Origin of the sequence: Limosilactobacillus difficilis, assembly GCF_947387495.1 — a bacterium.
GTDB lineage: Bacteria > Bacillota > Bacilli > Lactobacillales > Lactobacillaceae > Limosilactobacillus > Limosilactobacillus difficilis.
The window spans coordinates 1-9,564 of record NZ_CANDNU010000054.1 but is presented as its reverse complement, the minus strand read 5'-3'; the positions used below and the strand labels follow the sequence as shown (position 1 = coordinate 9,564).

The window sequence follows — 9,564 nt, the reverse complement described above, 5'->3', positions numbered from 1 at the left end:
CACACGGAAACCATTACGTTTCATCAAACGGCCACAATGAGGGCATCTCATTGGATATGATTGGATGAGATGAACTATTGTAACTTCATGTTTTTTAGATAGATATGGTTTGTCTGGCCTTAGGTGCGGATCCTTGATTCCTGTTAAAAAGTTGATATCATTAGTCATGAGGATTATTTCCTTTCTGGAAAGGTAACTGCAGTTGTGGGTACAACTAGTGACAGTTACCTTTTCTTTTTTATTTAATGGTATAGCGAAGCAACAAAAAACGGCACCGATAAGAATTACTCTTATCAGTACCGAATATTCTAGAATCGCTTTTTTTATGCCTGCCGTATCTATTAAGTGGGAGGCGAAAGAATGGTACTTCAACTAGAATCATTACTGGCAAAATTAATTACGAAACGGGTTGCCGACCTTTATCTGCTGCCGACGGATTCGGGTTATCGTTTACTGGCAAATCAAAGTGGCCGTCTGTCACTTCTTGCCCACTTAGCCAATGAAAAAGCTCAACACTGGATCAGCAATTTGAAATTCCGCGCCAACATGGCCGTGAGTGAACATCGTCGTCCCCAAGCAGGGGCGATTCACTGGCACGAAGGTCAGCAAGTTGACCTTCGCTTGTCGTCGGTTGGGGATTATAACGGCCGTGAATCCCTGGTTGTCCGCTTTATTTATGAACTGGCTGAACAAGAATACAGGCTTCTTTTGCCGGATCAGTGGCGACGACTGAAGGGTGCTGTTGCCAAACGGGGAATGGTCCTTTTCGCCGGTCCTACTGGTTCTGGGAAAACGACGACCATGTACCGGTTGGCTGCGGAATTTAAAGCTGGCGTCGTGATGACTATCGAAGATCCCGTCGAAATTCGCGAACCGGCTTTTTTGCAATTGCAGGTCAATCGGCTGGCAGGAATGGACTATCAGGATTTGCTCCGGGTGGGCTTGCGTCATCGGCCTCAGGTTTTCATAATTGGAGAAATTCGGGATGGTCAGACTGCCCAGATGGCTGTGCAGGCGGCTTTAAGCGGACATCTAGTTTTAGCGACAGTCCATGCACGGACGGCTACCGGTGTTTTGGCGCGGTTGCAACAATTAGGAGTTGAGCCCTACTACCTGTTCCAGACCTTGAGTGGGGTTTGTTACCAGCGTTTGCTTCCTACTGATAATGGACAGTTGGCGGTTTTGTTTGACTTATTGCTAGATCAGCAATTAGTGGCGGCGGTGAGCCGTCCAGATGGAGGGATGTCTGATGAATGGCAAAACAACTTGGCCCAAGCTGTTTGCAATGGGCAAATCACGGCTGAAACATCGCGGCAATTTCAAAATGGCTAAGAAAAATACCATGAAGCCTGCGCGCCTAGCTGCATGGCTGGTTTTGCTTGCCAAGCTGCTGGACGTGGGTTTTTCCTTGCGGCAGAGTGTCCAGTTTTGCCGGCGGGTTATGCCTAGAGACGAGCCTTGGTTGTGTCAAGTTGAAAGGCACTTGGCAGATGGGCAGTCATTTGCGACGGCCGTCAAGGCACTGGTCGATGCTGATATTTACGTCCAGTTGGTTTTAGCCGAGCAGCATGGGCAGTTAAGTGCAACACTTGCTGAAATCGGCGCTTTTTTGCAGGCCCAACAAAAACAACGGCGCAAATTGATCGCCTTACTGCAGTACCCATTTTTATTGTTGATTCTTCTGGTAATCATGGGAGTGGCCCTAGAAATTTTTGTTTATCCAGAATTGCGTACTTGGCAAGACAAACTGCCTCAACATTGGTGGCAGAGCCAATTCTGGCAGTGTTCGGTCGGCTTCGGCCTCGCTTTTTTGGGAATATACAGCTGGTCCTCCCTTCGGCGTTGGCGAAAAATGACAACTGAACAGCGGGTTCGTGCCCGATGTCGCTGGTTGTTTTTGGGGAAGATGTATCGTCAATATTACGCTTATTACCTCATCAGCACGATGGCAATGCTTCTCAGCCATGGTTTGTCCCTAAAGGAATGCTGCCGGGTGGCTAGTGCCTTTGATAATTCTTCGCTTTTAGCTTGGTGGGGTCAGCAAATTGCACTAGCTAATGAGCGGAATGGTAATTACATTCGCTTAATTGAAGAGTGCCCATATTTACCGCTAGAATTGTCGATTTTTTTGAAACAAGGTTTGTCAAAGGCCCGTTTAGCTAGAGAATTAACAGTTTTCAGTCAGTTAATCTTTAAACAACTTCTCGCTACGATTGAACGCCTTTTAATCTATGTGCAACCGATTATGTTTTTAGTGGTAGCGATTGCTATCGTCGGAATGTATTTGAGCCTTTTGCTACCGATTTATCATTCAATTCAGGGGGTCTATTGATGAAATGTTGTTTAAAAAAACAGAGAGGATTTACATTGATCGAAATGGCAATTGTGCTATTTATTATTAGTCTCCTAATTTTGATTGTTCTGCCTAATCTCGCAGCTGAGCGCAAACATGCTGTTAGGATTCACCGTAACGCGATGGTGACGGTTGTTCAGACCCAGCTGGATCTATACGAAAATGATAACGGAAAAAAGGCGGATAGTTTGGCCCAATTGCGGCAGGGCGCATATCTGACGGACGCTCAGGTTAAAAAGGCCCACGATGAGCACATCGTGGTTCATAACGGGGAGGCTAGGCAGCAATGAAAGCCCCGGCTTTTACTCTTGTCGAATCATTAATTGTCCTAATGCTAACGGCTATGTTGATGGCTTTTTTTACGCCGCAGATGGTTAAGAGTCGTCAGCGGACCGCTGAAAACGAATTTTTTCGTCGGATGGAAGCAGAGTGGGACAAATCGACCACGCGGGCACGACAGCAAGGAAATCCTTGCCGAATTACTATTCAAAATCGGCATTTGTGTTTTGGAAACCGGACAGCGGTCACTTTGCCACAGACATTAAAACCGACGCGCTTCGGGGCAATTCAGATTAACGGGGACGGTTTTGTGAGTCCGCAGACAGAGGAATTTACTTCGAGCATCGATGGCCGGATTTATCGTCTCAAAATTCAAATGGGCTGGGGAGGTTTTAAGATTGAAGAGGAAGTACCATAACTTAGCGGCCTTCATTTTGGTGGATAGCTTAGTGGCACTGACGGTTGTAATGATGGTCTTAGGATGGCTGGCATTGTGCGAGAGTCAGCTCAAATTGCAACGTGAAAAAATGGGCAGAACGTTGCGGATTGCAAGACTAGCCAAGGAAACTAGTGACGTGCTCCTAATAAAAAAAGGGCGGCGTGTTTCATGCTCTGACGGTCCGTACCGAGCGGTAGCCGATTCTCATCGCGTGGCTGTGATGTGTGGCCGGCAATTGGTGTGGGAGACGAAAGGATGAAAAAGCAACTAGCAGCTTTCACGATTGCTGAATGTGTTCTTGCCCTTCTGGTGACTGCTATGGTAGCCCTTGCCGCTTCGTGGGGGATGCATAGTGCTGTTAAGATTAGTCACCAAAATTTACGTGAACCAGCAGCCTGGTATCATTTTTTATTGGAGATGGAATCACCCAAACGACAGTTGGTATTGCGCAAGGTTACACACATCGGGGTAGATGAGATTGAATTGACGAGCCGGTTAAACCACAAAGACTATGTCTTAGCATGCAGTAATCATTTTATTATTTATTTGCGCGGACCGCATCATGGCTATTTGCCGCTCTATGGTCCCGTCGCACGAGGTGGCTTTCATTATCGGCAATTGGACAGCCAGCGGGTTTTGGTTGAGGTGATAAATTATGAAGGACAGACTCACCGTGCTGTTTTATGTTTTGCGAGGCCCGAACATCAAAATAAAGGGCATTAAAAGGGGGAGAATGGCTGGCAATGCTTTCGTTTTAGCTGTCCTGGTTATGTCATTTATTTGTATGGTTTTGCTGTGGCAGTACCAAGACTTTCGGGAGCAGGCTATTTTGGAACAAAGACAGGTTCAGGAAATGCGACGGCGGACCCAAAGTAATCTCAAAATGGCGCGTGAGTCTCAAGGGCAGGGCCAGCCAAAGAGGAATGAAGCGGTATCAAGTCTTGAATTTCCAGGAAAAAATAGATAAACTGAGATTGGTACGATTGTATCAAGATAGGAGTGACAATCCTGGTTCAACAAACAGCAGAGGACTTATTTCTTCATTTTGATAAAGCAACGCAACTGCTACAGCATTCCTTGCGTAGCTCTTATATGGATGCACTGCTGGAAAATGCGGAAAATCTCGTTGATGGTGGTAAGGTTCAAGTTGAAGATGGCAAGCCGGATCCTTCCGAAGTGAAGCAATTGGAAGCCATTTATGGACAGCTTCAGCTGACGAAGAAGAGTGCTGAGGATATTCGGCGAATGTTGCAATTAAGTTTATTAAAGGTCTTAAAGCAAGATTCAATTCAGGCTAATCATCAATTAACGCCGGATTCACTAGGCCTTTTAATGGCATTCTTGCTGGATCGTGTTGCTGAAATTGATGGACCGACGACTATTTTGGATCCTGTGGTTGGGACCGCCAACCTTTTGACGACGGTGATCAATCACTTGCACGGTGCAACTGACCAGCCTTTTGCCGGCTACGGCATTGACAATGACGAAAGTATGTTAGCCATTGCTAGTGCAAGCACGGCCTTGCAAGGGTTGGATGTCAACTTGTATCACCAAGACGCAATTGGTCCGTTAGACGTGCCGCAGTGTGACCTAGCAGTGGCAGATTTGCCGATTGGTTATTATCCGCTGGATAAACGCGCTAGTAATTACCAAACTCGGGCCCAAAAGGGACATTCTTACGTACATCATTTATTAATCGAACAAACGGTGAACTATTTACGTCCTGGTGGTTTTGGGCTTTTCTTGGTTCCGGCGAATATGTTCCAGACCAAGGAATCTGCCGCATTTGTTAAATGGATTCAGCAGGTAGCTCATTTGCAGGGCTTAATTAATCTTCCAGATGAATTATTTACCAGTGTTGCAGCCAAAAAATCGCTGTTGCTTTTGCAAAAACAGGGCGGCAATGCCCACCAGGCACCAAAGGTTCTACTGGGAACATTCCCACCACTTTCTAAGCAAAGCGAATTTAAGCGCTTTATTGCCGAGATTGATCAGTGGGTTGCCACAAATTTGAAGCCAAAGGATTAGAGCGAAGGGAGTCGCAATTTATGTCAAAGATTATCGCAGTTAATGCCGGCAGTTCAACGGTTAAGTTTAAGTTATTCAGCATGCCGAGCGAAGAGGTTATCGCTTCAGGTTTAATCGAGCGTATTGGGATGGACATGGGCCATGCCAAAATTAAGTACGGTGACGGTCAGGTTCATGAAGATAAGGAAGCATTTGCAAACCATAAAGATGCGGTTTCATATCTGCTTAAACAATTGATTAACCTCAAGATTGTTGAAAATTACGATGAAATTACTGCCGTTGGCCACCGGATTGTGGCAGGTGGCCGGGACTTCACCGACTCAGCAATTATTGACGATGAAGTTATTAAAAAGATCAGCGATGACGCTGAATTTGCACCATTGCACAACCCAGCTGAAGTTGAGGGAATCAAGGCCTTCCGGAAGGTTTTGCCGAACGCTTTTGCTGTGGCTGTCTTTGATACTTCCTTCCACACAACCATGCCAGAGTACAACGCTCTCTACAGTGTTCCTTTTGAATGGAATGAAAAGTATGGTGCACGTAAGTATGGTGCCCACGGGACTAGTCACCGTTACGTTGCCGCTCGAGCAGCTAAGTTATTAGGCAAACCGCTGGAGGATCTTAAGTTGATTACTTGCCACATTGGGGCTGGTGCTTCTGTTTGTGCTATTAAGAATGGCAAGTCTTACGATACTTCAATGGGCTTCTCACCGCTGGCTGGTGTGACGATGGCCACTCGTTCTGGGGATGTTGATCCATCACTGGTTTCATTTGTTCAGGACAAGCTGGGCATCGATAACGACAAGATGATTGACATCTTGAACCACCAGTCAGGTGTTCTGGGAATTTCTGGCGTTTCTGGTGATATGCGGGACGTTGAAGCCGGTGCAAAGAAGGGCAACAAACGCTGCGAAATTGCTCTTCAAATTTTTGACAATCGGGTTGTTCGTTACATTGGTTCCTATCTCGCTGAATTGAACGGGGCTGACGCAATTGTCTTCACTGCAGGTGTTGGTGAAAATGACGTTCGCTTCCGGAAGTCAGTGACGGACAAGTTATCTTACTTTGGTGTTAAGATTGATCAAGAAAAGAACGATGTTCGCGGGGTTGAACGTGATCTGTCGACTCCGGACGCTAAGATTAAGACCTTGCTGATTCCAACTAACGAGGAATTGATGATTGTTCATGATATTCTGCGTTTGAAGAAGCAAGCTGACGCTAATAAATAAGCGAAGCAAGCAATGAGTAAAGCCGACTGCGTTATCGTAGTCGGCTTTTATTTAAGGGGTGATTCGATGCAATTTGTAACTGCTGATACTCACTTTTTTGACCAGAATTTATTGGGAATTGATGATTTCGCGCCTCGTCCTTTTCGGAATGTTGCGGCGATGAATCAGGCAATCATCACTCACTGGAATGAGAAGGTTAACGATAACGACATTGTTTATCATTTGGGTGATATTGCGGTCTATTTTGTGAAGCCGCCCAAGCGAGCGTATCAGGCTATTTTTCATCTGCTGTCAGAATTAAATGGACACTTGGTATTGATTAAGGGGAACCATGATTCACGAGCACTTTTTAAGTACTTATCCGCTCATAATTATGATTTAAATGGATATCCAAAATTTGAGTTTCATGATGTTGGCAAATTGATTAAATTTGATCACCGCCAGTATTATATGACTCATTATCCTCTGTGGCTTGGGATTGCACCACAAATCATTGATTTACATGGTCATATTCACCACTATTCAATGCCACATAATGAAAACATTAATGTCGGCATTGATTCTCCTGAACTAGCTTATTTGGGCCACAATGTTGCATTTGGCGAGCCTTTGTCAATGGCCGAAGTAGAGACAATGGTGAAGGGCAAAGCTGATGATTTTGCTAAGCGAGGGTAATTCAAGTATGATAAAGATATCTTTGTTAAGGGGGTAATGAGCTGATGAACCGAAGCAAAATTCAGGATTATATCGATAAGCGAGAAGAACAGCGTGCCGATATTTATCATGCAACGGTCCAGGATGATCAGCATTTTGCCGTCAACGGTCATAGCTATGAAGTGGTATTAAATCAGCATGACGCTTTTGACGCAGATGCTTTTGCAAACCGCTTTAGCATGATACTAGCTAAATATGACTATATTGTCGGTGACCTCGGTTACGGTCAGTTGCGTTTGCGTGGCTTCTATGATAATGACCGGCCGAAGGTAATGAACGATCGGCGGATTAGAAGCCTACAAGACTATCTATATGAGAGTTGCAACTTTGGCTGTCCTTATTTTGTTGTGCGTAATCTGTCGGTTAAAGCAGGTAGTAATAAAAAACGCCGTCATCCTCGACATCGTCATTATCATCGCAACAGTGCAGAAATTAGCGAACGTCGTGAAAAGCTGAGTTCGCCACCTGTTCATCAGCGGCGGCATCAAGAGGTAAAACAGGTACGAAGGGGACGTAAACGCGAATTTGTAATGCGGCGGCGAAGGGATGATTGATTGTGAAGGATTACCAGGCTTATTTTGTGGATCTTGATGGCACTATTTATCGGGGCAAAGAACGGATTCCGGCGGCTGCCCGCTTTGTCAAGCGAGTACGTAAAGCAGGAAAAAAGCTCATTTTTGTAACTAATAATAGTACGCGGACCCCAGAAGATGTGGTTAAAAAGCTGCGGATTCAACATCAAATTGAGGCTTCCCCTGACGATGTTTATACGAGTGCGATTGCTGCAGCAGATTACTTAAAGAGCCATTTGGCAGGAAAAGGCCAAAAACGTGTTTATGCTATTGGTGAAAATGGCTTGAAGATGGCTTTACAGAAGCGGGGATTTATCTTAACTGATCATCACCCTGACTTTGTGACGGTTGGCCTTGATTTTGATGTTACTTACCACAAATTTGAAGTAGCGACGCTTGCGATTCGCAATGGGGCGCGTTTTATTGGAACGAACGGTGATACGAATTTACCTAGTGAGCGGGGGATGATTCCAAGTGCTGGTTCACTTGTCAAGCTGGTGGAATATGCTACGCAACAAAAGCCGATCATGATTGGCAAACCAGAAAAATTGATGATGGAAATGGCCCTCCAACGTTATGGCTTACGAAAAGAAGATGTGTTAATGGTTGGTGATAACTACCACACAGACATCATGGCTGGGATCAATGAGCAGATGGATACTTTGCTTGTGTTCACAGGTTTGACGCAGCCAGAAGAATTGTCTACTTTTTGTGAGCAGCCGACATATACAGCCTATTCACTTGACGAATGGACGATCAATAACTGAAAAAAAGATCCTCTAAGTTTGGTTTTGCCAGCTTAGGGGATCTTACTTATTTGTTTGTGTTAATTTTGGAACGAATAAATCCAACGACGGCGGGAATCAATGAGACTATGATAATCCCTAAGACGATGACAGAAAAGTGATTCTGGACAAATGGCAGATTGCCGAAGAAATATCCGCAGGTACAGCACAGGGCCACCCAGAGAAGGCAACCAGTAATACTGAAGCGAATAAAGCGATGGTAGGCAAATCCTGATCCTGCTGCCGAGAAGGGAGCAAAAGTTCTGATGATGGGCATGAATCTGGCAAGAATAATTGCCATAGCTCCGTATTTCTCAAAGAAGGCTTCTGCTTTTGCGAGGCTATCCTTATTGATGAGTCTTCCAAACAGTGAATGGTTAGACAGACCTTTGCCAATGTAATGGCCGATGCAGAAGTTGAGCGAGTCGCCTGCAACACAAGCTATCAAAAATAAGATAAAGAACAACCAGATATTGAGTTGGTATCTTGGGTTAGCTGCAAGAGCACTGGCAGCAAATAACAGTGAATCACCTGGCAAAAAGGGCATGATGACTGCGCCGGTTTCAATGAAGATGATTGCAAATAGAATTAAGTAAGTTGCGTTGCCATATTGATTCACGATCGCGATCAGGTGAGAATCAATATGGAGCACAAAGTCAATAATATTAGGCACTTGGATCTCCTATCTTCTTCTTAAGTTTAACTTGACTTATTCTAGCAATTTTTGCTTGTCTTGCCAAGAATGGCCGGTCCTCTTTTAGTCTTTAATAAGTTTTCAAGGATTAATTTGATATTTTTCAAATTCTATGTTGACAGGAAGTGGTTTTACGGTTATAGTTAATAACCGTTGTCACCAGGACATTGCTTCTCAATGAAATTTGTCATTGACAGCTCTTGTGGCAATGTGATATTCTTATTTAGCGGCTGTTGAAGCGCTTAACTTTTTAAAATTAGTTCTTGACAGTGTTTAAACAGTTTGCTATAATATCAATTGTTGTCGCTCAGGGCGATAGCCAAGGTAGACCTTTGAAAACTGAACAAAGTTTCGACAAACACAAATGTGCAGGGTCCTTAATCATTGATTAAGGCAAAAACATTTGCGAAGTCAATTCGCTTAATACTTTTAAATTAGAGCTATTTCAAAAGCTCATATTCATAATATGAG

General features: G+C 44.5%; 13 protein-coding genes. 12 read left to right on the top strand and 1 reads right to left on the bottom strand.

Annotated features, from left to right (window positions below):
- Positions 1 to 360: 360 nt before the first annotated feature.
- The 12 genes from comGA (at position 361) to QOR82_RS08175 (ending at position 8,381) form a co-directional block, all read left to right on the top strand.
- Positions 361 to 1,332: a competence type IV pilus ATPase ComGA gene (gene comGA / locus QOR82_RS08230; RefSeq protein WP_283584285.1), complete on the top strand. Its 972-nt coding sequence runs from the start codon at positions 361 to 363 to the stop codon at positions 1,330 to 1,332.
- Positions 1,250 to 2,332 (top strand): type II secretion system F family protein, encoded by a 1,083-nt coding sequence (locus tag QOR82_RS08225; RefSeq protein WP_283584284.1) that lies wholly within the window; start codon positions 1,250 to 1,252, stop codon positions 2,330 to 2,332. Before comGA ends, QOR82_RS08225 begins: the two co-directional genes overlap by 83 nt.
- Entirely contained in the window at positions 2,332 to 2,643 is a 312-nt protein-coding gene (comGC, locus tag QOR82_RS08220; protein WP_283584283.1) for a competence type IV pilus major pilin ComGC, read from the top strand. Before QOR82_RS08225 ends, comGC begins: the two co-directional genes overlap by 1 nt.
- Positions 2,640 to 3,050, top strand: a complete 411-nt coding sequence (locus QOR82_RS08215) for a hypothetical protein (RefSeq protein ID WP_283584282.1) — start codon at positions 2,640 to 2,642, stop codon at positions 3,048 to 3,050. The genes comGC and QOR82_RS08215 overlap by 4 nt, the downstream gene beginning before the upstream one ends.
- Positions 3,031 to 3,330 (top strand): hypothetical protein, encoded by a 300-nt coding sequence (locus tag QOR82_RS08210; RefSeq protein ID WP_283584281.1) that lies wholly within the window; start codon positions 3,031 to 3,033, stop codon positions 3,328 to 3,330. Before QOR82_RS08215 ends, QOR82_RS08210 begins: the two co-directional genes overlap by 20 nt.
- Positions 3,327 to 3,794 carry a hypothetical protein gene (locus QOR82_RS08205; protein ID WP_283584280.1) on the top strand — a complete coding sequence of 156 codons (468 nt, stop codon included), beginning with the start codon at positions 3,327 to 3,329 and terminating at the stop codon, positions 3,792 to 3,794. Before QOR82_RS08210 ends, QOR82_RS08205 begins: the two co-directional genes overlap by 4 nt.
- A gap of 10 nt (positions 3,795 to 3,804) precedes the next feature.
- A complete protein-coding gene (locus tag QOR82_RS08200) occupies positions 3,805 to 4,038 on the top strand; it encodes a hypothetical protein (RefSeq protein ID WP_283584279.1) in 234 nt (77 codons plus the stop codon).
- A 32-nt stretch (positions 4,039 to 4,070) separates the two neighbouring features.
- Positions 4,071 to 5,099, top strand: a complete 1,029-nt coding sequence (locus QOR82_RS08195; protein ID WP_326521496.1) for a class I SAM-dependent methyltransferase — start codon at positions 4,071 to 4,073, stop codon at positions 5,097 to 5,099.
- A 20-nt stretch (positions 5,100 to 5,119) separates the two neighbouring features.
- Positions 5,120 to 6,328: an acetate kinase gene (locus QOR82_RS08190; protein WP_283584278.1), complete on the top strand. Its 1,209-nt coding sequence runs from the start codon at positions 5,120 to 5,122 to the stop codon at positions 6,326 to 6,328.
- Between the two features lie 66 nt (positions 6,329 to 6,394).
- Positions 6,395 to 7,003 carry a metallophosphoesterase gene (locus tag QOR82_RS08185; RefSeq protein WP_283584277.1) on the top strand — a complete coding sequence of 203 codons (609 nt, stop codon included), beginning with the start codon at positions 6,395 to 6,397 and terminating at the stop codon, positions 7,001 to 7,003.
- A gap of 44 nt (positions 7,004 to 7,047) precedes the next feature.
- The gene (locus QOR82_RS08180; RefSeq protein ID WP_283584276.1) at positions 7,048 to 7,596 is read left to right on the top strand and encodes a YutD family protein; all 549 of its coding nucleotides are present in this window, start codon (positions 7,048 to 7,050) and stop codon (positions 7,594 to 7,596) included.
- Positions 7,597 to 7,598: 2 nt separating this feature from the next.
- Positions 7,599 to 8,381 carry a TIGR01457 family HAD-type hydrolase gene (locus tag QOR82_RS08175; protein ID WP_283584275.1) on the top strand — a complete coding sequence of 261 codons (783 nt, stop codon included), beginning with the start codon at positions 7,599 to 7,601 and terminating at the stop codon, positions 8,379 to 8,381.
- 46 nt (positions 8,382 to 8,427) lie between these two features.
- Here the strand turns inward: QOR82_RS08175 and QOR82_RS08170 are convergent, their stop codons facing one another.
- Positions 8,428 to 9,072, bottom strand: coding sequence for a VTT domain-containing protein (locus tag QOR82_RS08170; RefSeq protein ID WP_283584274.1), 645 nt, complete (start codon positions 9,070 to 9,072; stop codon positions 8,428 to 8,430).
- Positions 9,073 to 9,564 lie beyond the last annotated feature (492 nt).